A 24,678-nucleotide genomic window follows, 5' to 3' on the forward strand; every position below is an offset into this window, starting at 1 on the left:
CCCTACTTCTTTATCAGCTCAATCACTTTTAGAGTTGCTTCTTTGGCAGATGCGGGATTTTGCCCTGTAACCAATCTTTCATCGACGATAACATTTTCACTCCAGGCCTTACCATAGATATGCTTTCCACCTCTTTGAGCAAGCTTTTCTTCTAGTAAGAAAGGAATGATATCGAGTTGCTCGATCAATGCCTCTTCTTCTCTTGTGAAAGCAGCGAACTTCTTCCCATCAATAAGATACTTTCCATTTGATAATTTGATATCTGAAAGCGCGGCCGTTCCATGACAAATTGCTGAGACAACTCCACCCATTTCATAAAGCTCTTTTGAGATGCGATTGACTTCTTTATTATTGGCGAAGTCCCACATTGCACCTGAGCCACCACTATAGATCACAGCTGCATAATCTTTTGGATTAATCTTTGCTAGTGGAATCGTGCGAATAACCTTGGCCATAAGACTCGCATCTTTTAAGAAGCGATCATTATAGCTGTCCTTTTCGGCAAAACTATTCATATCAATCGGTGCACTTCCACCTTGTGGACTGGCGATATCAACTTTAATACCGGCCTTAATTAATTCGTAATAAGGATGTGTTAATTCCGGTAACCAAAAACCTGTCTTCTTGCCAGTGTTTCCTAATTTATCATGGCTTGTGACAACAATTAGGACCTTCTGGTTTGTTTTGGCCTGAGTGTTAGTTCCTAGACCAAGAGTAAGTAGTAAAGCTGAAATTTTAAATAACATACGCATATTTTCTCCTTTATCGTTTGTTGATTATGGAGTTAATATAGCGTGGCCATTTTTTGATTTCCTTTACATAGGTTGAAAAGTTGATTTTTTTAAGAACGAGAAGCCTTTTCTAACCACAATTCACCCTTCTGGCGCATTTCTTCGTTTCGAGCAGGGTGCTCTGGATAGTAGATCTTATCATTGTCAGGCTCACACTCCCCTGCACAGAGATAGTAAATAAAGTCGCTAGATTTATTAATAAGGGTGTGGGCAACACCTGAGCCGGCCTTAAAATCAATGCCAGTAAATGGTTTAACAACTGACTCCTGACCATCTAAGTAGACATGAGGCTCACCTTCAAGAACAAAGACAAACTCCTCTTCCACAGAGTGGGCATGTGGCCATGACGTCCTCTTCCCCACAGGAATTCGTTCAAGCCAAATTGCGATATTCTTCATCCCAAATTTTCGGCTTAAGCAAACACCATTTGAGAACGTTTCAGTATCTCCTGGATAAGAAAAGCTATCATTCGTTAGGTTATCAAATCCATTATAGACCTCAATAGAATCATCTCTTAAGCTCTCATCAAATGTACCAGGCAGTCCATCATGTCCCCCTAGAATTTGCTTGGGCATGTCGTCCCACCACTTATCCCCGCACTCAGCTTTTAAACTTGGATCTAAGTGAAAGTGGTATTGGTTATCAGGTTTAGTTCGATCCCCTGAAACAAATAGCTCACAAGGAGAATCATAATTATTGATAAAGCAGTGACCGACACCTGTCCCCGCAGGAAAGCCAATGCTGTCACCTTTGCTCATTTTTTTAATCTTTCCATTTAACCAAAGATCAATTTCGCCAGAGATCACATAGACAAATTCTTCTTCTAAGCTTTCTGCATGAGGCTCAGATGTTCGATACCCCGGTGGAATTTTAAAGTAATGTGCCGCAACTCTTTTTAATCCAAAGTGCTTTGACATATTTGCATTTGTTCCACCAACCTTTAATTCTTCATTAAAGTGATCATCATTGATCTCTGTAATATCAACAAAGTGGCCTACATCTTTCAAATCTCTTTCCAAATCTAAGTCCTAGTTAAACTAATTTCTCTTAGTATAACCGAAACAGAAAATTTTAGAAATTAATGCAAGAAAACTTTTGTTCAGCAGTCGCCATTATACTTGGTGATTGGAAGTCAATACGATGATGAAACTTAACGTCGTCATGTAGCCTAAAGCTCTCGCCCCCACAAATATTAACAATAGAATCAAGGGCCATTTCAAATGCATCTAGCTCAGCATGCTTACCTGCTAATATATTAGCGACTCGTGAATGAGTGTGAAAGTACAGGGCCTTCCCCTTAGCGGTGAAAATATCTTGTGCAAAAGTATTTAGTGATAAGAGCGCACAGGCCATGATAATGATAGATTTCATTCTTTCCTCCATTTAGTTGAACTAATAATGATCAAACTTTATGGATAAGAAAAATAAGTATTAAGTGATTATATAATAAGATTATTTTATTTCTTACCATCGTAGCAACACTATATCCAGAGGAGGTAATGGAACCCTATTTCTGGCATTCAAATTGCTCTATATATAGCTAAACTACCTATAATTAAGGGATTTATATGAAGCTTTCACTTATAAATTTGATTAGTTTAATGACAGTGTTTACTTTTAATACACTAGCAAGTGACTGCGATTTTAATAAGAAGAGCATCGACCCTTCAGCTGAGATCATCGGAAATATTAAGCTTATAGAAGTTGCGACAAATGCCCTTCGTATTAAGAGAGGCAATCTTGATATCAATACAGACCTAAGCGAAATTAAAAAGATCGATCGTAGAAAGCAAAAGAATAAGAATTCACCAAAGATATTAGATGCGGTAGGAAGAATTGATATTCGTTTTTCAAATGGAGATAGAGCGAGCTGTTCGGGAACATTAATTGCGGCCAAACCGGGACAATCTAGCCGTACAATTAGCTCCGCTGGACACTGCTTTGGAAATACAAAGACAAAGTCAAAGTATGATATCAAATATATTACTTGGACAACGACAACTAAGAGTGGAAAGAAAATCGCAGCAGACCTTACTCTAGAAGACTTAAACCTTGACCATGACAATGCTCTACTTTCTATGAAGTACAAAATTCCATTTTCAACGATTACACCTGCTCTTTATGAGAATGAAGTGGCCTTCGACCCAAGTGATATGATTTTCTATAATGAGAAATCAAAAATTATCGCTGCCGGTTATAGCACTGATGACTACCTTGGAAAGAATGGAGAGGTCTTAACTTACGACGACCAAATTACTTACAACCACCTTAATAGGTCTTTATCAGACGAGTTAAATCACATCTCAAGTATTACTTTTGAAACTGTTTCATTTTCTGGTGCAAGTGGCGGTGCTCTTCTAATCGATACAGATCTTTCTGAGGAAGATATCGAAAACCCATACAAGCAAACTTACTATATCGGTACACTCATTCAGGTTGGAGGTAATGGTGCTGAAATATATGGATACAAAAATAGAAGCACAGTGGGAAGTGATATGACAATTTCAAGATCGTATCAAATGCTTAACCCTGAAATTATCAATCATTTGAATGACAAATAATAAATTTAGAGTAATAAAGACAAATGAGTTTTAATGATCACCTGGTCCTCGCCCCTATTCGCGGCGTAACCAACTATGTTTATCGCAATGCCTTGGAGCAGACCTTTTCTGGCGCTGATAGTGCCATCGCTCCTTATATCGTGACGAAAGAATCAAATGAACTCAATGAACGTCAAATCCACGATGTTCTTCCCGAAAAAAATCTCATTCCTACAACGGCCCAAATTCTTACAAAGGAAATTGATCAATTCCTCTATGTGGCCAATATCTATAAAGACTTTGGTGTTAAGAAAGTTAATTTGAATATGGGCTGCCCATATCCAATGGTGGCCAATCGAACAAAAGGCTCAGGACTTCTTCTTCATCCTCAAAAAGTAGAAAAGCTCTTAACAGGAATTAAAGAAAAATGTCCCATCGAATTTACGGTTAAGATTCGCCTTGGGCGTGAGGATGTCTCAGAAATTAAAGAGATCATTCCCATGATTAATAAATTAGAAATTAATGATTTCACAATCCATGCTCGCTACGGAAAACAGATCTATGTTGGCGGTGTTGACCTTGATGCTTTTGAAGAGTGCCTACCTCTTTTAAATACACCTCCTTGCTATAACGGTGACATTAATACAGTTGAAGACTTCAAGACTTATAAGGCAAGATTTCCGCAGATTAATCGCTGGATGGTAGGACGCGCGGGCCTTTCAAATCCTGCCCTCATGGCACAAATCAAAGGCTCAAAATTTAATGAGCAAACTTATCTCGCAAAATTCATTGAAATGCATAAGCTTATGACTGAAGAATACCTCTCAATGGATAATGCCAAATCAGACTACCTACAAAAGATGCGCGGCCATTGGCTTTACTTCAAAGATATCTTTGAAAATGAGCATAAGGTTTACAAGAAAGTGAAAAAGGCCAAGTCCATCGAGCATTATAATGACGTTGTAGAGTGGATCTTTGAGCAGGATCTTAATCCTGATTTTTTGGATTAATTTGTTTTCATCATCTAAGCAACTGAAAGCTTATTTAAAGGAGCTTTTGATAGTGGCGTTGATCCATTCAAGGAACCTTTTCGTTAAACTAGGTAAAGAAAAAGCATCTGGAACTATTTATTGAATTAACTCCAAGATAAAAAGTACCCAGCAATCATTAGAAGCCAACCAACAAAGTAAAATAAAGAGTTCTTTTGGTCCATAAGATCACAACCAAATGAGATAAGCTTTTTGTTCTTTATTATTGAAAATTTGGCCTTTAGAAAAAGTCCTAGGCCAATAAATGAAATTATGAGTCCCCAAAGATTAGGTTCTTTGTCTTTAATGTATTTTAGATAATATAATATGATAAGCAGCGGAATTGTCGGAGCAACCAGAGCGGCATGTATTTTTCCAATAAACGTTTGTGTATACTTATATTCCATAGACTCCTCTAGATGAGAAAGCGGATAAAGACAATAATTAGAACTATAACAAGTAGCCACAGCTCCCAAAGATTGAAAATTAATTCAATCATATCTTTTTTAAATTCATCTTTTGATTCGGGCCCAAATCTGAACTCACCGTCTTTCATAATGATATTTTATCATAGATTCGCACTGTCTAAGTTTCTGAAATCAAAGCATTATCCAAATTCGACTATAACCACACTTGCCCAATCCTTCACTGGCCTCAAAGGGAAAGTACCTAGAACTTTAAATGAGAATTACTCGAGAACTGTTTTAAAGTTTATCTGCTATTAACTTAGCCGATTCATTTAACTTGTCTCTTGATGACTCATCAGGATCAGTGCTTGAAAAGCCCATTCGATGACCGTCACCTGTGAACCTTGGCGCTATGTGAAGATGAGAATGTGGAACTTCTTGGCCAGCGATTTCTCCGTCAGAAAGAAAAAGGTTCGCTCCCTCGCAAGGTATGCCAGACTTCTCGATGGCCTTGAGTATATTTTGAGCTACTTTAAACATCTCACCGACCATATCACTATTTACGTAAGAGAATCTCTCATGGTGCTCGTTAGGGATAACAAGTACATGCCCTTTATTAATCGGATTGAGGTCCATGAATGCCGTGACCTTGTCACTCTTGTAAACAAAGCTGGCATCAGCTTCACCTTTTAGGATTTTACAAAATATACAGTTATCCATTTCTCCCCCTCAATTCCAATGACGTTGCCAAATGAGTCTTCTAACTGACAGATAGTCCTATTAATCTCTGAACATAGAAAGACCCTCTACAACCCCTTTGACTTCGTCGATTAAACTCTCTCTCTAAGATTGCCATAAGAACAGAATCTCTATATTCCCCGCGAACAAGCATATCCTCTTTAAGGTAGCCTTCTTTAACCATACCAACCTTCTCTAAAACCCTTAAAGAACCTAGGTTTTCAGGTGAAGCAGTAGCAGTTTTCTTATTCAAACCCAAAGTATTAAAACCAAACTCAAGTAGACCATTTGTAGCCTCACTGGCAATTCCCTTACCCCAAAAATCACTTCTTACCCAGTAACCAATATCGGACTTATTATAACTACTAACTCTAATCCCAATAGCACCAAGAAGTCGCCCAGTATCAGTCATTGTAATGGCCATTTCAAATGACTTTCTTGGCATCTCACTTTGTTGACTAATACACATATTGATAAAGTGAAGTGTATCTTCTTCTGTATTTAGCCCCCAATGTTGGTACTTATAGATCTCAGGCTCTTTCACTAAATCATGGACTTCCTGAAAATCACTCTCAGTAAAATCACGAATTGTTAGTCGCTCTGTTTGAAATATTTTATTCACTGGCTTTCCCTGTACTGCAAAACTACACCACAGAGTTATTGTAATACGCTCTACTCAACGTGTCATTCATTAGTACAGTATTAATGTGAAATGAACCTCACAAGTTTTAATACGATTAGCTTTGGTTTCAGTCTATAATTTTGGTTCTAGGTGCCTTTTCGTAGACATTGCTTAAAGAAAAAGCACCTAGAACGATATTTCAATTATAAACTCGCGCATTGTTTTTCATTAATTACCCAACTGTAAAAAAAAAGCACAAAACAACACCTTGTGCACACCATCAAACCATTTTAAAATTAAAGAATAGAACTGTACCTATTGTAAAACTCAACCCGACCAAAATTAATGAATCATATATATTATATGTGGCTCCAAGGATCCCCCTTATTATTTGAACCAAGCTTTCATTCGTTAATCCAAACAATAAAAAAAATGAAAATAGTATAAATAAATAGATCAAAAAGTATGAACAAATTGTATGCAAGTGAATGGAGTGTTGATCAGATAAACTCCAAACAAAAGAAATGAACAACAGAATAGGATATACATAAAGCATAAATTTTTTCACAATTTTTTTAACTCTACTTATTATTCCGTTAGCGGCTTCTTCGGAAAAAAAGAACCTTTTGGCTTCCATGAAAATAACTAAAATCAAAAAAACACTTACACCTACAATTGAGACTTTATCTGTTATGCCAATATTATGATTACTAAAATAATCTAAAATATTTTGTTTTGGATACCTAGTTTTAAAATCAATATATCCAAGCGACAAGTATACATAATTAATTAGCACAGTTAATGGCAGTAATATTCTTAAACAATAATTCATAATAACCTTACAGTCCTTTATTTAAATCAACGTACACAACTCTTAATTTTGGCCCAGGTACATTTTCATTGACTTTGCGTAAAGAAAAAGCACCTGGAACTTATTTTCTACTGAACATTCCTGTAGTTTCCTAAATCCACTGATTACTCTGATTACGTTGATTACTAAAATGGAAGCTTATGAAACCAAACTGAGTTATAGATTGTCATACAATTTTGTTTAAACCATTCTGACCACAGAAGAGGATTCTTCTCTATCAATCTATTATTATTTTCATAATCAAACATCGCAGATAAGAATTGCTTTATAAATGGAGAAGATTCATCTAACCATTCGCCATAAAGCTCTTCACTATCCCACCACTTCGTATTACTAGGGTGTCCCCCAAATAAGGAGCGTACTTCATAAATTTGATTCACCCAATTCTGAATATCCTCTTCGAGAGAGTAAAATTTAACAAAATCATCTCTTCTACATTCAAGCTTACGTTCAAGTAGAAACTTATGCCCAATATCTATTACTTTATCTAAAGCTGTAATTGCCTCATCAAAGTATCCGTGATTTCTTAAGTCTATGAAGCGAAAATAGAAATATAATGCTCTCTGAATAAAAGGGTCCATCCCGTTTATCTTATTAATCCAGTTGTCAAAAATGGCATATTTATCATTATCAAAATCACAAGGAAAATTAAGTGGTGTTGAGTTTAAAAAAGACCTTTCTGATATCCTAGGACTTCCTATATATTCAAAAGTTTCATCAAAAGTTAAGGACAGTGCCCCAAGAGATTCAATCGCTCGACCTCTAGTTACATATTGATTAGCAAAGTGAAAGAACCATGAAACGTGGTCATACAGCTCCTCATTATTTATTACTTTTCTCCATCCTCTTTTCCAGAATGGTCCTTTAACACCGATAACAAAGCTCTTGTCATCTCCCCCCCAATTATATAAGCCGAGAAATGAATGATCTCCACAATATTCAATTAGAGGCTTTGTATCAATCTCTCTAACTTCAAATATCTCTGAATTATCTCTTTCAGATAATGAAGCAACACACCTCTTCAAACAAGGAACAAGCTTATTAAGATGTTTCTCTGAAATGTGATGTTCACTATATCGTCTATAACTACTATAGAACTCATTTAGCTTAGCTTTACTCATGGCCATTTACTCGTATCATAACAATCTGGATTAGAATCAATAGGTCTGGCATATGGTGAATTAAAGTCGTAATTCTGAAGAAGTATCATTTCAATAAGAGGTTCTGAAAGCTTAAAATTAGAAATCCTTCTAAGGTTCCACATAACAAGTCCAATATCTCTAGTATAATTCGCATAATTTACAAGCTCTTCCACTGAGATTGATAAGCAAGGAGGGTCAAAATGACTTAGGTGATTACGAAGACCTTTTACAATTCTTAAAGAGTCTAATTCATTTTTAAATTGAGGTAAATGCACTCCAGTAATTTGATAAACCCACTTCAATTTATCATCAAATCTTCTTCCATGTCTTTCGCCAAGAACACTCTTATCGAATTTCCAGTTTGGGACTTGTCCATACTCTGCAAGCAAATACATTTTATTCAAAGTCATATCAACAACGGATACTAGCTCATTAATTAACATTCTAAAATTAAGAAACCACTGGCTATCTATCTTCACAGCATCATGGCTATTCACAGCAAGCTGTTTATAGAGAAATACAATATTCTTACAGACTGTATTTACTAAGTTTGAGCTTGCTAGTCCTTCCCTATTTAGCACAGGAGAGATTGGGAATGTCTTTCCTAATTCAGAAAGAGGTAAGCCTATTTTCACTGAACCATCAGATACATTTATAGGCTGTGGCATAGACATTTCAACACCTGTATCAATATAATTAGTCCCATGTGGAAAATTAAAGATTTTACTATCAAGAGTTCTTCTTGAATGAAGATGATTCAACAAGAAGCGATATTCTACTTGCCCCGATTGAGTCCCGCTTTTATCTTGCCAAGTAAAACTCTGGGTACCTAACTTTTTTAGCTTTCCAATACTATAATTTTGATTCAATGAAGTATTAATTATATATTTGGCTAACTCTCGAGTTACTTTATTCGGTGTTGTCTTGATGTTTTGAGTTTTGAAATATGATATATTCATAGACGATTAACTATACTTACAAACGATTTATAAGAGTATATTCTCCACCAGAAACTTCTATCCTATAACAAGTAAGAGTCTCATCATTACCCCTAAAAGATTCTTCAATTTTTATTAATGCATCCTCTTCACTATCGAAGTAATTAATTTGAAACTTTAATTCTGATATTGATTTTGATTGTATTAACTTATTGAGTTTATCCTTAAATGAATTCTCAATAATATAAAAATAACGATTGAAAGGTGGACGATATCCACTTCCTTCATACATTACCTTCTGTTCAGGTAGAATGTGTATACCACGAGCACCATCACAAGATACAAATCTAAAGTTATATAAAATTGTATCTTTATACTTCAAACTATAAGTTGATGCCCTAGACTCCGTATCATCAAATTCTTGGGACCACGGTTCTTTGAAATCTACAGAGTTATTACCGACGATTATTTTAAATTCAGGATTAGGAATATAATAATAACTTTCAACTCCAGTTTCAGGATCTTCTGACCTAGTCCAATGATCATGCTTTATTAAATGTTTCTCAAATTGCTTCCACGGCTTGGTAAATAAGTTAACAACATGAGCAAAGAAACTACCTGACAATAGCCCCATAAAGACAATCCCCAAAAAGGACTCAAACACAGCTAAGATTCTGGCAGTATTCGTTACAGGTGTAACATCTCCATACCCAACCGTCATAAAAGTAATACCGCTATAATAAATAAACAGTGGGAACAAATTGCTAACCTTATTTAGGATAGGTTTCCCCTCGACTAAGGACATGTAAATATTTGTCAATGAGTTACTTGGCTTTAAATGAAAGTAACTCCAATCTTGACCTGAAGTAATTGAACCGCCAGTTTTCTTAATATTCATAATATCTAGAGAAAGAAAATCCAACGCTTTGTGTGGCCCTGCAACTTGAGTTTGACTACCATTTTTTGGTTCAATTTTAAAAAGAGGATTTCTCTTAGGGTAAGAAACGTGTGGAACAGCCTTAAAGAGGATATATCTTTCGATATGGTCTTTATTATAATTCTCAAATCTAAACTCTAATACTCCAGAGTCTTCCTTCTTCTCATTTGTATGCTGTGAATAATTAACTGAATATGATATCTTTAATATATTTTCTTCAAAACGATTATACGAAATAGAAACTTCCTCAATAACGTAGTTAGGCTTATCTTTATACGAAGAGAAAGATACAGGTGAGGCAAAAGAAAACTTACACTTATTCAACGACCTTTCTAAAATATAAAGTTTTGAGTTTTCTTTACAAAAGTCATCAAAAAACTCTTCTACAACATTCTGCTCGAATGAACTGCCTACAGTATAATTCACTACAAAACTTTCGTTCATCTTCATAAAAATAAAAGTGAATCCAAGTATTATTAAAGGGATAAGAAATAAATAAAACTTAAAGTTCAAAAATATTTCATGTTCTTCTATAAAACGACCAAGCTTTTTCATTTTATTGACCTTCATACTAATTGTTTTCAACTGAACGCATCATAAAAATTAGAATTATTTAACCCATATAAACAAATGAAGTAACTAGCATTGGTTCTAGGTGTCTTTTCGTTGACCTTGCGTAAAGGAAAAGCACCTGGAACTGCATTTTTATTTTCTTTGGTCTTGACCCCTGCATACCAATTGAATACCCACGTTGACCTTGCTCATTTGTTTTAACCTCAACAATATACTGACCACCACAATGCCCAATTTCTTCAAAATCTTTATTCATTTACAATCTCACTTAACATGCCTAAACATTAAACCCAATGGACTTTCTTTCGTTTTTCGACTCTCATCCAAAATATCTTTTCCATTTTCAATTAAATCTTTCATTTTTGGTATATCGAACAATTCTTCTAATACATAACCAGATAAACCAAAGATAGGGTGTACTGAAGTTGCAGCACCTACCACAATTGCACCTTTAGCAAGCCACTCTACAAAATCTTGTGTACCCAGTTTCCATTTCTTTTGCTTTAAGGCTTCAATTTGAGAATTGTAATCTTTAAACATGCCTGTTAGATTTTTTGCTACTTTTTCTCCTTCACTAGCAAATACATCTTGCGATAAATGTCGAATATCGCCAAGACCTTTTGAAAGCATATCTCTTATTTCATAAAGGGCACCATTTTTCCTCATTTCAATTAAGGCATCCACAGGAACATTACCGAACCATTGTAATTCACCAGACTGCTCAACTAGTTTTTGTGTAACTATATGCTGTTTACCAGCTAGTCCATCAGAGGGAGAATTATATTCTAATTTCCATTGGAAATATTCCCAAGAAGTTGGTGCATCTATAATTGGAGTTCCATTTAATCTTTTACTTTTTAAAAGTAAATCATTTGCCTGATGCATTCTACTAAAAATTTGCCCTAACATTGCATCTTCAAATCCAACTCCACCAAATGAGCCTATAAAATCATCTAGATATCTTTGAATCTGATGCCGTTTATCACCTTTCCATTCCAGGTCAAATAAGAGACGTTCTGGATTAGCAAGAACTTTAAAAAAGCTTTCTATCGTGTTGTGCTTTTTAATAAAATCGTGCATATCGTTTATGGACGTAAAGCTTGTTCCAAAAATTTTACTTCCATGCGCGAGAACATCAGGCTGAGCAAGTCTTTTAAGAAAATCGTTATGGTCTCCATAGATTCCGGGGTCTTCCGGCAGTATTAGAATTATAGGAACATCAATTTCTGCATCTGCTAACTCTTTATATTGTAAAATATTTAAAGCGTGCTTAATGGCAAAATACACTTGTTGCTTATGGGGGCCAGCTGCAAATATGTGTCCAGCTCGAACAAAAGGGTCTGGAAGTACAATTGTATCAACGTAGACTCCAACTGATGAAGCAATGTTTTGAGAATGCGATGGAAACATGTCCCCGCCAAAAACAACTTTAGCGGAATTTAGTTCTTGAATGTGATAATACGCGGGTTCAACACAGTTTTCCCAAAACTCGAATATTGCAGCAGCAAAATCTTTCACTTGAGGCAACATACTTTTAACTTTTTCATCATCGTCTGAAAAGTAAGTCGCAACTATATGTGGCGTTGCTTTTGCTTTAATCATGTCTTTGTAAAGCCAACCAAAGTTTCGTTCAAATATTTCAAAATATAATTTCTGTATTTCGGACAGAGGGTTTTTATCTTTCAACTCTTGGATGCCTTCAAAGTGCGTAACGGCCAAGGCCATACTTCTTATTCTTCCATCTACCGAATCAACATCAACGACACCATCATCAGCAATTTTAACTTTTAATAGGCTTTTTCTAACACCTTCAATAAGGTCTGGTGCTATCTTGACCTTTCCTGCCTCTAGGTTTCTTTTTAGAACCTTAATTCTTCTATCTAGTTTTTTTCTATACTCTTCATCTGTCATGATTCATCCCCAAAAATTATATTAATGATTCTTTGTTCCAGGTGCCTTTCGTTGACCTTGCATTAAGAAAAAAACTATTTCTTTAATTAACAACTTTTTCACTTAACTCTCAAAATACTCTCTCAAGCTAACATCAAGAACAACCACATCATCACCATCATCAAACTTAAAGTTATTATTACTATCTTTCTTTACTTGTATGTATATCTTCTTAAATTCGTAATCAACTCGGTAGCTAATAACATCGGTCCCTTCAGGAGATAGAGCCACTTTACTCTTCCCGTCAAAGTCAGATATAAAAAGTCTATATCCATCTTTTGAACTTAAAATTTTGTCCGAATTAAAATCTGCATCTACTTTTGAGAAAAAGATTCGATCTAATTTATTCTTAGTTGGTTCACCGTCTCGATCTTTATTTCTTGGTATTGCAAAACCACCAATAACTTCTCTTGCGTCAAATAAGTCTTTGGACTTTGATGTATTACGATTAATGATTTTTAAATTTGAAATTGAACAACGATAACAACCCCATAAATCAGAGCTTAAAAAAGATGTATACTTCTCATTGCTACCAGATGACTTAAAGCTCTTGTAAGAATTTCTATCCTTATCAAAGTTAACGACATATGAAACAAGATATTTATCATTAGAAGCTGTTACAGGAACAGAGACATACTGACCTAGCTTCTCATTGCTCTTTCCCTTATTTAAATCGACTTGATTAGCTGTATTACTTCGGGATGCCGTAAGACTTGAATAAATCATGAAGCTTAAAAAGATAATAAATAAGATATATACAATAAATTGCAATACATGATTAATTTTTATGAGTTTATTCATAATTCCTAACATAGTTGATTATTATAATCCCACATCGCCATCCGGCCCCAGAAACTTAAGACTCAACAAGCTTCAAATATCAACAATTTTAAGTAGATACAAATGCGAATAAAGTCTCTAATAACAAAATGAGCACCTTACAACTCTTACCTAAACCCTTCCTTTAGAAATAAAAATGTAAACTTTTTTAAAAAATTTTACGTGAAATGGTAATTGCGAATTTTTAAGTGGCCATGTAAAATGGCAACGAATTAAAAGCAGAAGATTATCTCCGCCCAATATCACAGGAAGTGCGCTATCCCAGAATTACCCGAAGTCGAAACCATCAAATCACAAATCTCACACGTTCTCCCAATGGAGATCGAAGACGTCGCATACTCGGACGTGAGTGATTCGATTGTGAAAGATAAGGACTTCAATCCTAAGGGCATGACTCTTGAGCGAGTGGAGCGCCAAGGAAAAGTTCTGCGCTTTTTCTTCACTGATCAAGACGGAAATGAATGGCGTGCAATTTCAGGACTAGGGATGTCGGGATCGTGGCGAATTGCCACGCAGCCAATTACAGAAAAGCACACCCACATAAAACTCATTGGAACAAATGCAAAGGGGCCTCTGCACTTGGGCTACATCGACCCAAGACGCTTTGGAGTTTTTCATCTCTACTCTCCACCAAATGAAGCGACTTGGCTTACGCGCTTAGGACCTGATGTTTCAAAAGCTGAGTTCACACTTGAGTATCTTTTGATGCTTAAAAAAGAAAGGCCTAATAAAGTTTTAAAGCCGTTTCTTTTAGAGCAGAACTTTTTTTCTGGTGTGGGAAATTACATGGCCAGCGAAATATGCGCACGTGCGGGAGTTCGCCCAACTCGTAGAATGAAGACACTTACAAAGCTTGAGCTTGAAAAAGTTTTTATGGCAGTAAAGATTGTTTTAGATGATTCCATTAGTACTGGTGGTACGACTTTCTCAGGTGGCTACCAAGATGCGTTTGGAGAAAAAGGTGAAGGCGTAAAAAACCTTGTTGTCTTCTATCAAAAGATTTGTGGACTTTGTAAAGAGACAGAAGTTAAGAAAATCACACTTGCTCAACGTGGGACTTACTACTGTCCTCACTGTCAGAAATAAGACTTACTCCACAATTAGATAATCTTCAATCTTATAATGATTTAATTGATTTACTAAATAGAGTCTTCCCTTCTTTGTGATGATACGAAAGAAGTCATTTCCTATTTCAGGGTCGCGAAGTTTTTTTCTAAGACGACTTAAACTCACATCCATTGTGTTCTCACTAGTTGAACCAAAGAGAATATCTGTAAGCTTTCCCTTTTCTCCGTTACCCGCGCGATTGATGAGACGAAAGAGTTCCATGTCAGTTCGGCTTATGATGTGAAAGAGTTTGTAAATTTCCATTAAGTGAAAGCGGCCATAGAGGGCGTCGATAAACTCCTGCTCCCCCATGCTCTTTAGCACACACAGGTTTCCGCCAAGCGGTAGAAAGCGATTTAGGTTTGGCTGAGTAAAGTCATCGATCACATAGACAAATTTTAGAGTGGTATATTTGATTTCTTCAATGAGCTCATCTGGAATTGTATCGAGTTCAATAATAAGAAGTTCTCCAACTCCTGTTTGAGAAGGTAGGACATCTAAGTATTCAATGGTAAGTCCGAACGCTTCTTCAATAGCATCCGCATGAAAGAGTTTTCTCTTATCACTTGTGTATGCCAAAATTTTCATTTCTACCTCTAAGTAATTTTACTTGAAACGACTAGGTAGGAATCTTAATTTTTTCTAATAAATGTTTTGGTATTTCGTAATTCGTTAAACGACTGACCACATAGAGTCTTCCGCTCTTTGTGATAATACGAAAGAAGTCATCGCCGATATTTGGATCACGCAGCTTCTTTCTTAAACGACTTAAATTTACGTCCATCGTACTTTCACTAGTGGAGCCAAAAATAAGTTCACTTAATTTAGACTTCTCTCCATTACCGGCCCTTAGGATAAAGCGAAATAATTCAACATCGGTATGACTAACTAGGTGAAGTATCTTAAACATCTCCATTTGATGAATACGACTTGTTAGAATTTCCATAAAGTCTTCAAATGGAGTGCCCTTAACAGCAAATAAATTTCCACCAATTGGAAGCAAACGATTTAAGTTGTGCTGCTTGAGCGTATCAACAATTGTTACAAATTTAACTCTCGTATACTGCGCCTTCTCAATAATATCATCAGTGATCTCATCGAGGTCTAAAAGCAGAATTTCTCCAGGGCGAAGATCAAATGGTAATTCATCTAAATACTCAAACTTGGCACCATAGAGGGCCTCGATTTCCGCCTCCCTAAAGATTTTCTTATGATTAGATGTGTAAGCCTTTAATTTTATTGACATAGTAAACCTTACGTATTTGTAAGTAAATAATATTGCCTAAACATATTATCATCATGTTGTACCAATAACAATAGTTGGTAAATAATAAAACTGGAGGTTATGGATGAAAGAAAGAAGAGTGTTTGAGAACATCGCTGAATTAATTAGAGTCAAAAGACGTTCTTTATCACCTAAGGTGTCACAACAAGGATTGTCGTACCGCCTAGGTTATAAGAACGGGCAATTTATAAGTAATATTGAACGTGGGCTTTGCTCAGTACCACTACGTTCACTAAATACTGTATGTAGTGTTCTAAAAGTATCTAAGGAAGAACTTAAAGAAGTACTACTAAAAGACTATGAGCAAACTATTGATAACTACTTTGCAGAAGCTGCCCAAGAAGAGGCAAGCACTATTGTAGAAGCGAGGGACGCTTCTTCTAAAGATAAGGAACGAAAGGGAAATTTTGAATTTGCCAGCAGTTTAGTAATCTAAGTAAGTCACTAGGAAAGGTGACTAAATTCCCCTCAGGTGTACTTAAAAAGCACTTCGATTCAATATAATCTGAGTACACCTGAGGAACTTTTTTCAAATTGAGAATAATAGGCCATAATGCATACACATAAAAGTACACGCATACGAGGTCTAAATGGAAACTCAATCCCCATTACAAAAACTAATCAATCATTTTAAAAATAAGCGCGGCCAAATTTATACGGCCTCGTTCTTTTCAGTTTTAAATAAAGTATTCGACATTGCTCCTCCCCTTTTAATCGGTCTTGCCGTTGATACAGTCGTCAAGCAAGAAGACTCATTCCTTGCAGGCATGGGAGTGACAGACAAAGTCGAACAAATCTACATTCTAGGTTTTCTCACATTTGTGATTTGGGCCCTGGAGTCATTATTTGAATACTTATTAAAACTATGGTGGCGTGGACTGGCCCAAGAAGTTCAACACGATCTTCGTATGGAAGCCTACGATCATCTTCAAAACTTACACATCTCTTTCTATCAAGATAATAACTCTGGGAATTTAGCGACAATTCTAAATGACGACATCAACCAACTAGAGCGCTTCTTAGATGTTGGGGCCAATGATATTATTCAAACCCTAACAACAGTTGTCTCTATCGGTGGAATCTTCTTTTATCTTTCTCCGCAAATTGCCCTACTATCATTAACACCTGTCCCATTTATTCTTTGGGGAAGTTTCTACTTTCAAAAGAAGGTACAACCTCGCTATCAAAATGTTAGAAGTGAGGCCGGACTACTTGCGAGTATGCTTGTAAATAATATTGCAGGGATGATGACGATTAAGTCATACGTTGCTCAAAGATTCGAATATGACCGCTTAGAGAAACAATCAAATCAATATGCTAAGGCCAATAAAGATGCCATTCGCGTCTCTTCTTCTTTTAGTCCAATCATTAGAATGGCCGTTCTTTGTGGATTCCTCTTCACTCTAATCATCGGTGGTATCGATGTTCTTGATGGTAAGCTAGAAGTTGGTTCTTACTCTGTTCTAATCTTCTTAGTACAACGACTACTTTGGCCACTAACAAGACTTGGTGAAACTTTTGATCTTTACCAAAGATCAATGGCCTCAACATCTCGAGTGATGGAGCTAATTGAAACAGAAGTTAAAGTAACTGATGGTGATAAAGAGCTTGAAGAATTTAAAGGAGCTGTTGAATTTAGTGGTATTAACTTTAAATACGATGAAGAAGACAACACTGGCCTTAAAGATATCAATCTTAAAATTGAAGAAGGACAAACTATTGCTCTCGTAGGCCCTACAGGCTCAGGAAAGTCCACAATGCTTAAACTTCTTCAGCGTTTTTATGATCCACAAATTGGTTCCGTTAATTTTGATGGCCACAATATTAGAGAGCTAAAGCAGAATTCACTGCGCTCTCACATTGGGTTTGTCTCACAAGAAACTTACCTCTTTCATGGGACTGTCTTAGAAAATATCATCTACGGCTCGCAAGGAGCATCTGAAGTTGATGCCATGAGGGCCGCAAAACTTGCAGAGGCACATGACTTTATCGAGCTTCTACCTAACGGCTATCAGACAATCGTTGGTGAGCGCGGCCAAAAACTTTCAGGTGGTCAAAGACAGCGTATTGCCATTGCACGTGCCATCTTAAAGGATCCGAAACTTTTCATTTTTGATGAGGCCACAAGTGCCATTGATAATGAAACAGAAGCGGCCATTCAGCGCTCTCTTAAAACGATCACAAAAGGACGCACTACTGTCATGGTTGCCCATAGGCTTTCAACAATTATTCATGCGGATCAGATTTGTGTTTTAAATGAAGGAAAGATTGAACAACGTGGAACTCACGAAGAACTAATTGCTCAAGAAGGTCTTTATAAAGCACTATGGAGTGTTCAGACAGGAACTGCTTAGAAAGCAAATTTTAGAAAGCAAACTTCAAAGACGAATAGATGGTGTCGTTAGCTCGGTAAGCCGACCAATAAGAATTCTTATTTGGCGACTTAATCAGCTCGGCACCTAAATTTAAACTAGCAGCACCACGCCAAAAAGCATAAGTCGCTTCAGCTTTTAAGATGATATCATCGCGATCAAAGTCATACTTTAAGTCCCCCATCACATTGATGAAGTCATTAAAATAATAACGCCCACGCATACCAAGAGCATTACTCCACTTCGCAGTATCAGAGAAGAAATCATCTGATCCACGCTCATTATTTGTCAGAAGGTTGATATAGTTTAAAGAAAACATATAGTAACCTTGATTGACGTTAAATGAGACAGAGGCGTAACTTTCTTTTTCGTAGTTAGGCTCAATATTGAAATACTCAGATTCGAATTTCTTATTTTCTTCACGGCTAAAGTCAACAACCTTAAAGTCGTTTCCAAAAGTCGCCGTCGGATCACTCATATCAACACCGGCAACCATTTGCACGTCACCTAACTGCTGCTTATATTGAATCCCATAATAAAGATGGTGGTTAACAACCGGTGAAGCATCAACTGCAATAACGTCGCGATCTTGGTCAAAGCGAGCATCAGCATTCATCTGAAGACTATTTTGTGGCTTATAGATAAAGAAGGCCGAAAGCTCAGAACTCTTCTGCTCATTCGTTCCAGAAAGTCTAAAACCAAGAGACTTATTCTTTACAACATCATTATAGATATTAGGCATATCGATCGTGTAATAAAGAGGAAGAACATTACCTTCAAGCACAGTGTACTTTGGTGGAAGTCTTACCCACTCACTCTTACTCGATACATTCCCATCTTCAATTTCAAGCCCTGGATTCATTCCTGGAACAAAGAAGTATGAGAAGAAAACTGAAAAATTTAAATTCTTATTAAATTTGCGATCGTATTGAATACCAACTAGACCTTCTTTCTTTTCAGAAAGTAAGTAGAAACCTTGGTTTGGATTTAGGGTACTAAGTAGCCAGTAATCTTCGTTCTCATTCCATCTAAGAAGCTGACGGCCAAGAGAGATACGATTATCTTCATCTTTAAACTCAATATAAGCTTCAGGCATTGAAAAGTTGAAAGCAGGCTCTTTTGTAACATAGGCCCTAGCAGCAAATTCACCATAAACCTTACCATTCCACGCTCTTGTCTCGTAATTTCCTTCGATTTGGGCCCAGTCGTCATACTCAGACTTTTTAGCTGGGTCATTTAATCGTTGAAATTTCTCATATGACACACTTCCATCTAGCTGTGCGTAGACAGCAAGGCCAGAAAGCGACACGCATAGTAATGTAATTTTTTTGATGAATTTATTCATTAAAGTTAATTAAATCAGAAAAGATTCGTAAATAGAAGTCTTTAACTCGGATTTGGTATCTATTACCTTGGGTGTTAACACTTTTGACAGTATAGTGTTAGGAATTGTGCACACTTTTAACGCATTACGTAAAAACATTTCAAAATATTCGGTTATTCCTTTTCATTTAACTAGAAATTTTCTAGAATTTGGGTGAGGGAATTATGATTAAACACAATAAGTTATTGAAATTACGAGATTTCATTACCTACCTTCTGGTAGCACTACTAGTTTCGTCTTGTGGTTTCGTCAACGATGACCCTGTCGAAGGTGCAGACATCGCCGAGTATGACGGAATTTCAGCTAGTTGCAAAATCGACACGGATCGTATCAAAAAATTATTCGAAGTTAATATCGAAAAAGACCTTAATTGCGTTCAAGATACACTAAATAAATTCAAATATGTTGAGTCCAGAGATAATCGTTTCTTCTTCCGTGAAGATATCGTGAAATTTGCTCGCAAGTATATGGATAACCCAGCAGGTTCTGCTGACGATATTATTGAAGGCCTTGATCTTCTTTTTAAATTAAACACTCTTTTACAAAGAGATATTCCGGGACAAATGTCTCGCACGAAGATTGATTCTTTCTTTCAAATCCTAAAAGAGTTTAACCGTTCAGCTGTTAAGATCGTTGCAACAGTTAAAGACCTACAAGATGTTAAATCAAAAGAAGATTACTATAAGACCTCTGCCATCTTAAGAGCACAGGCCGATGCGTTTTCTTCAAACTTAAATGAAATCCTTCAACAAATTCCTGGACCTGCACAGGCCATCGATATTCAAAGTCTAATCCTCGACATTACAAGAGACCTAAAAGACTTCAAACTTGGTAAGGAACTTCTAAACTCTCTTCTATTTGCTAAGAAACTATTTCTTGGTGGTTCACGTATCTACGTTGACTCAGATGAGTTTGCCCAACTTTTTACTTTCTTCCCAGTTTTCCTACAGAATACAATCGATATCTTCTTCCTTAAAAAGGAATACTTCGAAGATGGATCAGAATACTTCAACAAGCTTGCTAATAACCTAGAAGAGCTTAAGCTCTATGTTTACGAGCACCAAAAAGAAGAAAATATCATCACGATTGCCGATATCAACAATATCATTGATGAATTCTTTAACGAAGATGATGACTTTATTTCAACAATTCTCGGTACGACTAAAGATACCAACGTTAAACTTAAGTCACTTATTCGTTTTGCAAAGAGAGATCTAATTCGTGGAAACCCAGAAGTTTTCTCTTATGCTGACGTTGAGCTATCTCTTGGAGTTGTTAACGTTGCACTTAGATCTTTTGAGTCAGTAAATGTCTTAAATGATCTAGTTAAAGACATTGAAGAGAAAGACTTCAATAGAAAAGTTGAGATTAAAAAGCAATTCCGTGCAGAAGTTGGGCGCCTAAGTGAGAATGCAAAGAAGTTATTAGACGAAGATATTTCAATCCCTCGTGACCACGAGATGAATGTTCTTAAGTTCGCTAATGATACAATCAAGCTTTATGACATCGACCTAATCGAAGATGTTGTTAAGTCATTTATGGCACTGAAAGTAGTAACAACTGGTGGTAGCCGTGAAACTCTCCTATTCCCAGAGTTAATGACACTTTTGACAAAGACAGATCCACTTGCGGCCCTATTCTTTGACCTTAAGTTTCTTGCAAAGGAATATCTTGAGAAGACTCCACTAGAAAAGAACAACTTTTTCTTAGCTCAAGTTAGATCAGTTCAAGACCTTATTCTAAGTGATCTTGAAAATGACCAAGTAATTACTGTTACAGATATTAATAAGCTAATTGAACAATTCTTTAGTAAGCCAGAAGACCTTGATAAGGGAATCGCCATTAAGAATCTTGTTCTTAACTATAAAGATAATATTCTAAGGCTTGCTCCAGAAATTGATTATCTTTCATTTAAGCAATTTAAATCAACTGTAAATGTTGTTGCAATCGTTTACCGCTACCTAGCATTCCTTGATATGCACATTGAGAATGTTAAGCTATTTAAAGACGAAGACTCAAAGACAGCAAGAAAAGTTATTTCGAGAAAGGAATATGTAAATCAATTCCTTTCGATTAAAACGGAACTAGCTAATTACCTACTGGATAAAGACTTTGTTAACCAAGATGGTCTTATCAAGTCACTTATTGCTCGTCTTAAAGAATCAAGCGGAATGTTTAAAGAACCATTTAACTGGAAGCTTTACTCAGAGGCCATGGCACTTAAAGGTCTAGTACTAGGTGGAAATAACCTTATTCTAAATCGTGATGATCTTTATTATTTAACTGAGAAATCAGAATCACTAGCAGAAGTACTTTATGATGCCTTCTTCACGGACTTCTCTGATGATACTCAATCAGTTCAAAATATTGCAAAAGTTCTTGAGCTACTACGTAAGACTCGCTCAATCTTCCACCCTATTGAAGAGAAGAAGAATTACTTTACAGCAAAAGAGATCCTTTCATTTGGTGATGAACTAATTAAAGAGCTTAATCGCAAGTCGGATAATCCAAAGGATGAAAGTGAACTTCTTAAAGTTTCAAATTTTAAGCGTACACTAATCGACTTTACTCAGCGTATTTTTGATCCAATCCCTCGCTCAGAGCTGATGTATCCAATTCCATGTAAACCAAACCCAGCTTACGATGCCGATAAGCAAGGTAGTTCTAAGTGGATTTGTTCAGAGCTTGATCCTCCGGGAAGTGAGAATTTTGACCTAATGATTACAAGTGATGCTGTTAATCGCATCCTAGATATTGCAGATAGTGCATTTGAGACACTTTTATTCTCAGACTCAACTTTCCAATTCTTTGACGATAGAATGAATTCGCCTAAGCCTCTTTATATTGATCGTCGTGAGTACCCAACGGAGAGAGAAGTTCCAGAGTATAAGTACATCACTAAGAAATCATATGTTGTTCTTATTGAAGAGTTTACTAAAGTTGCTCGTGACTATCGCTACTTTAGAAATAAAGACGGATTCCCTACTTATCAGGCGAATATCGTAAGAAACAAGACTGGTTTCAATTCGATCATGCTCTTTAGAAATGTGCTTCCACACATGCTAGAGGGATATAAGACAGAGGGTGATACAACTCCTCCAAGACAGTCAAAAGGTTTATCAGATAACCAACTTAACAACGCACTAGTTGGACTTAAGGCCGCTCTTGAAGAAATGGGACTTTGGACTGAAGACTTTAAAACTTTTGGTGAAAATATTCTTCTTCTATCGGATCTTTTCCAGGCAACTTCTGGTGGTGACCTATTCATTAACCTAGATGAAGTAAGTGAGTTTATCGAACTTATCTTTACTGCAGCTAAGATCACGACTCTTTTAGAAGAAAATCTTTATGAGAAGAAAGAGTGTGACACTAGAGTTGATGAAGCAGGCTTCTCTGTAATGGACTCAAAGTGTATTCGTACAAAATTCTTTGATAAATTATTTGGTGAGAGCGAGCTGAATCTTTCAAAGTACTTCCCTCGCCTGAAAGAGTATGTAAAGAACAACAGCAGAGAGCATGTTGTTGAATTTATCAAAGGTGTTGAGATCTTCTCAAGAAGTGTTGAAGATGTTGATAAGATTTGGTGGAGAAAGAAAGACTTCACACTTGTTATTGGCGCAATGTTAAATATCGAATCGACTTATATTCGTTTTGATAGAAATGCAGATAATAAACTAGACCGCGGTGAATTAGATCGTGGTTATAAGGATGCATATAAGAACGCAATCATTAGTATTGCTAAACTAAAAGGTAAATTAAAGACCTTTGGACGTACAGCATTTTTCTACCTATTAAAGTACCATAAAGACCCAGGTGTAGTTAATATCGCTTGGACTCACGTATGGTTTAAGAAATACTTCAATGATTTTGAGGCCAAGCGTCTTGATATCAGTGAGCTATTGAGATTCTTAGTTGACAAGCGTAAGCCAGAAGATCCTTCTATTATGTTTAAAGAAGAATTAGCTGCTTGTGCTCTAGGTAGATCTGACGTTGATGAAGATGAGCTAAACGAGATTTTCAAAGGAATGAGTATTGAAATGATCGAGGCTCAAATTAAGAAATGTCACGCTGACTACGTTCAATCAAACGGAAGTGAAGCATTTTATGGAAATTTTCATTAATCAAACTGTTGCCATCCTAATCGATGGCAACAATATCGAAAGAAGTATTCACAGCGTAACAAATAACTCAAATACCATGGTTAATTTTGATACGCTCATCCCAAAACTCTTAGATAATCGAGGGCTAAATCGCCTCATCTATTTTAGAGAAGGAAAGAATATCTCTTCTAAACTAACTGAGCGTCTGCACAATCACTACTATGGATCAGTAATTCCATGTCATAAGAGTGCCGATATCCCTCTGACAATTAAAGCGACACAGCTTGCCTCGAAGGTTGATACGATTATTATCCTTTCAGGTGATTCTGATTATATCGAATTAGTTCGCCACTTAAGAGCAGAAGGTGTCCGTGTTGAAATCGCCTCAATTCCTGAGACGACTTCGAGCCTGCTTGTTGAAGAATCAGACTATTATCACGAAATTGATGAAAGTGATTGGTTTGAACTTCAAGGCCAGACAAGACAAACAAGACCTAAGAAGTATAGCAAGAACAAAAGAAACTAAGACTTAAGTAGGTATCGACTTAGACAAAGCTCCGAAAGAGAGTGATCTATTTCCTGTAGTTTATCTTTTAGATCATTTACAGCAACAAGTTCTAGCTCGATATCTTCATCTTCATCAAAGTTTTGTTTCCCATCTGGGCGACAATTCTTTGCGAGATAAAAGTGAGCAGTATTGCTCATAAAGGCTGGGTTAACACTTACAGGCCCTAGACTTTCCCACTCGTCACTAATATAGCCAGTCTCTTCTTCTAGCTCTCTTTTAGCTGCAGCAAGTGGATCTTCTCCTCGCTCAACTGCACCGGCAGGAGTCTCGATTGTGATTACATCTTTTCCAAAGCGATACTGCTTAACAAGAACGACTTTATTGTCTTCGGTAATGGCAACAATATTTACCCAATCAGCAAGACGGATAATATCATAAGGGCCTGCACCAATTGGTTTTGTAGGATGATTGGCAACAATGGTTTCATACAAAAAGATATTTCCGCGGTAAACGTTCTTTCTCTCTTTAATAATCCATTTTTCCAT

Annotated in this window: 24 protein-coding genes; 7 read left to right on the forward strand and 17 right to left on the reverse strand. The window is 36.4% G+C overall.

Features of this window, described 5'->3' with window-relative positions; all coding sequences use genetic code 11:
* Positions 1-2: 2 nt before the first annotated feature.
* The 3 genes from ACMAYS_RS04955 to ACMAYS_RS04965 form a co-directional block, all read right to left on the reverse strand.
* On the reverse strand, positions 3-752 hold the full coding sequence (locus ACMAYS_RS04955; RefSeq protein ID WP_392991196.1) for a type 1 glutamine amidotransferase domain-containing protein: 750 nt from the start codon (positions 750-752) through the stop codon (positions 3-5).
* Between the two features lie 89 nt (positions 753-841).
* Complete coding sequence (locus tag ACMAYS_RS04960) at positions 842-1,810, reverse strand: cupin domain-containing protein (RefSeq protein WP_412462866.1); 969 nt, start codon at positions 1,808-1,810, stop codon at positions 842-844.
* A gap of 52 nt (positions 1,811-1,862) precedes the next feature.
* Entirely contained in the window at positions 1,863-2,162 is a 300-nt protein-coding gene (locus tag ACMAYS_RS04965) for a hypothetical protein (RefSeq protein ID WP_392991193.1), read from the reverse strand.
* A 197-nt stretch (positions 2,163-2,359) separates the two neighbouring features.
* On the opposite strand from ACMAYS_RS04965, the gene ACMAYS_RS04970 reads away from it, so the two are divergent.
* Both ACMAYS_RS04970 and ACMAYS_RS04975 read left to right on the forward strand, forming a co-directional pair.
* Entirely contained in the window at positions 2,360-3,352 is a 993-nt protein-coding gene (locus ACMAYS_RS04970; protein ID WP_412462867.1) for a hypothetical protein, read from the forward strand.
* 23 nt (positions 3,353-3,375) lie between these two features.
* Positions 3,376-4,341: a tRNA-dihydrouridine synthase gene (locus ACMAYS_RS04975; RefSeq protein WP_412462868.1), complete on the forward strand. Its 966-nt coding sequence runs from the start codon at positions 3,376-3,378 to the stop codon at positions 4,339-4,341.
* A 125-nt stretch (positions 4,342-4,466) separates the two neighbouring features.
* Here ACMAYS_RS04975 and ACMAYS_RS04980 read toward each other — a convergent pair whose 3' ends face one another.
* The 10 genes from ACMAYS_RS04980 to ACMAYS_RS05025 form a co-directional block, all read right to left on the reverse strand.
* On the reverse strand, positions 4,467-4,766 hold the full coding sequence (locus ACMAYS_RS04980) for a hypothetical protein (protein ID WP_412462869.1): 300 nt from the start codon (positions 4,764-4,766) through the stop codon (positions 4,467-4,469).
* Between the two features lie 8 nt (positions 4,767-4,774).
* On the reverse strand, positions 4,775-4,915 hold the full coding sequence (locus tag ACMAYS_RS04985; protein WP_412462870.1) for a hypothetical protein: 141 nt from the start codon (positions 4,913-4,915) through the stop codon (positions 4,775-4,777).
* Between the two features lie 148 nt (positions 4,916-5,063).
* Positions 5,064-5,486 (reverse strand): HIT family protein, encoded by a 423-nt coding sequence (locus tag ACMAYS_RS04990; RefSeq protein ID WP_412462871.1) that lies wholly within the window; start codon positions 5,484-5,486, stop codon positions 5,064-5,066.
* 40 nt (positions 5,487-5,526) lie between these two features.
* Entirely contained in the window at positions 5,527-6,126 is a 600-nt protein-coding gene (locus ACMAYS_RS04995; RefSeq protein ID WP_412462872.1) for a GNAT family N-acetyltransferase, read from the reverse strand.
* A 996-nt stretch (positions 6,127-7,122) separates the two neighbouring features.
* A complete protein-coding gene (locus ACMAYS_RS05000; protein WP_412462873.1) occupies positions 7,123-8,124 on the reverse strand; it encodes a hypothetical protein in 1,002 nt (333 codons plus the stop codon).
* Positions 8,115-9,008: a hypothetical protein gene (locus ACMAYS_RS05005; protein ID WP_412462874.1), complete on the reverse strand. Its 894-nt coding sequence runs from the start codon at positions 9,006-9,008 to the stop codon at positions 8,115-8,117. Before ACMAYS_RS05005 ends, ACMAYS_RS05000 begins: the two co-directional genes overlap by 10 nt.
* 106 nt (positions 9,009-9,114) lie before the next feature.
* Complete coding sequence (locus ACMAYS_RS05010; protein ID WP_412462875.1) at positions 9,115-10,569, reverse strand: potassium channel family protein; 1,455 nt, start codon at positions 10,567-10,569, stop codon at positions 9,115-9,117.
* Between the two features lie 58 nt (positions 10,570-10,627).
* Complete coding sequence (locus ACMAYS_RS05015; protein WP_412462876.1) at positions 10,628-10,843, reverse strand: hypothetical protein; 216 nt, start codon at positions 10,841-10,843, stop codon at positions 10,628-10,630.
* Between the two features lie 8 nt (positions 10,844-10,851).
* The gene (locus ACMAYS_RS05020; RefSeq protein WP_412462877.1) at positions 10,852-12,498 is read right to left on the reverse strand and encodes a hypothetical protein; all 1,647 of its coding nucleotides are present in this window, start codon (positions 12,496-12,498) and stop codon (positions 10,852-10,854) included.
* A gap of 102 nt (positions 12,499-12,600) precedes the next feature.
* Positions 12,601-13,263 carry a hypothetical protein gene (locus tag ACMAYS_RS05025; RefSeq protein ID WP_412462878.1) on the reverse strand — a complete coding sequence of 221 codons (663 nt, stop codon included), beginning with the start codon at positions 13,261-13,263 and terminating at the stop codon, positions 12,601-12,603.
* Positions 13,264-13,635: 372 nt separating this feature from the next.
* Here ACMAYS_RS05025 and ACMAYS_RS05030 point away from each other — a divergent pair, with 372 nt between their 5' ends.
* Positions 13,636-14,463 (forward strand): Fpg/Nei family DNA glycosylase, encoded by an 828-nt coding sequence (locus tag ACMAYS_RS05030; protein ID WP_412463091.1) that lies wholly within the window; start codon positions 13,636-13,638, stop codon positions 14,461-14,463.
* 3 nt (positions 14,464-14,466) lie between these two features.
* Here the strand turns inward: ACMAYS_RS05030 and ACMAYS_RS05035 are convergent, their stop codons facing one another.
* A complete protein-coding gene (locus ACMAYS_RS05035) occupies positions 14,467-15,072 on the reverse strand; it encodes a hypothetical protein (protein WP_412462879.1) in 606 nt (201 codons plus the stop codon).
* A gap of 31 nt (positions 15,073-15,103) precedes the next feature.
* The gene (locus tag ACMAYS_RS05040) at positions 15,104-15,730 is read right to left on the reverse strand and encodes a hypothetical protein (RefSeq protein ID WP_392991163.1); all 627 of its coding nucleotides are present in this window, start codon (positions 15,728-15,730) and stop codon (positions 15,104-15,106) included.
* A gap of 103 nt (positions 15,731-15,833) precedes the next feature.
* Between ACMAYS_RS05040 and ACMAYS_RS05045 the strand changes: the two genes are divergently transcribed.
* Both ACMAYS_RS05045 and ACMAYS_RS05050 read left to right on the forward strand, forming a co-directional pair.
* Positions 15,834-16,205 carry a hypothetical protein gene (locus ACMAYS_RS05045; RefSeq protein ID WP_103216611.1) on the forward strand — a complete coding sequence of 124 codons (372 nt, stop codon included), beginning with the start codon at positions 15,834-15,836 and terminating at the stop codon, positions 16,203-16,205.
* Between the two features lie 154 nt (positions 16,206-16,359).
* Positions 16,360-18,123: an ABC transporter ATP-binding protein gene (locus ACMAYS_RS05050; protein ID WP_103216610.1), complete on the forward strand. Its 1,764-nt coding sequence runs from the start codon at positions 16,360-16,362 to the stop codon at positions 18,121-18,123.
* 10 nt (positions 18,124-18,133) lie between these two features.
* Here the strand turns inward: ACMAYS_RS05050 and ACMAYS_RS05055 are convergent, their stop codons facing one another.
* The gene (locus tag ACMAYS_RS05055) at positions 18,134-19,486 is read right to left on the reverse strand and encodes a hypothetical protein (RefSeq protein ID WP_146037754.1); all 1,353 of its coding nucleotides are present in this window, start codon (positions 19,484-19,486) and stop codon (positions 18,134-18,136) included.
* Between the two features lie 203 nt (positions 19,487-19,689).
* Between ACMAYS_RS05055 and ACMAYS_RS05060 the strand changes: the two genes are divergently transcribed.
* Together ACMAYS_RS05060 and ACMAYS_RS05065 are read left to right on the forward strand one after the other, a co-directional pair.
* On the forward strand, positions 19,690-23,646 hold the full coding sequence (locus tag ACMAYS_RS05060) for a hypothetical protein (protein WP_412462880.1): 3,957 nt from the start codon (positions 19,690-19,692) through the stop codon (positions 23,644-23,646).
* A complete protein-coding gene (locus ACMAYS_RS05065; RefSeq protein ID WP_392991158.1) occupies positions 23,630-24,151 on the forward strand; it encodes an NYN domain-containing protein in 522 nt (173 codons plus the stop codon). The genes ACMAYS_RS05060 and ACMAYS_RS05065 overlap by 17 nt, the downstream gene beginning before the upstream one ends.
* Here the strand turns inward: ACMAYS_RS05065 and ACMAYS_RS05070 are convergent.
* Complete coding sequence (locus ACMAYS_RS05070) at positions 24,148-24,678, reverse strand: NUDIX hydrolase (RefSeq protein WP_103216606.1); 531 nt, start codon at positions 24,676-24,678, stop codon at positions 24,148-24,150. The two genes, ACMAYS_RS05065 and ACMAYS_RS05070, sit on opposite strands and share 4 nt — an antisense overlap.

Source organism: Halobacteriovorax sp. RT-2-6, assembly GCF_047085025.1.
Lineage (GTDB): Bacteria > Bdellovibrionota > Bacteriovoracia > Bacteriovoracales > Bacteriovoracaceae > Halobacteriovorax_A.